1 pseudogene is annotated in these 255 nt (G+C 29.0%); it reads left to right on the top strand.

Going from position 1 to position 255, the window contains the following annotated elements:
- Nucleotides 1-255 (top strand): annotated as a pseudogene (locus KGF45_RS19900) (IS200/IS605 family element RNA-guided endonuclease TnpB); the annotation flags it as partial.

Here is a 255-nt window from a genome sequence, read left to right as displayed (position 1 = left end):
AAACTTGGTATGGTTAAAGTAAGGGATAAACAAGTACCTCAAGGGAGAATGCTTAATGCTACTGTATCCAAAGAACCAAGTGGTAAATATTATGTATCATTATGCTGTAGAGATATAGATATTGAAGCATTTGAAAATACTAATAATCAGATAGGTTTAGATTTAGGAATTAAAGAATTTTGTATCTCAAGTTGTGGACAATTTATAGAAAATCCTAAGTATCTTCAGAAGTCATTAAACAAACTTGCTAAATTA

The sequence above is a fragment of the Clostridioides sp. ZZV14-6154 genome (assembly GCF_020657785.1).
GTDB lineage: Bacteria > Bacillota > Clostridia > Peptostreptococcales > Peptostreptococcaceae > Clostridioides.
This window is presented reverse-complemented; position numbering and strand designations above follow the sequence as displayed.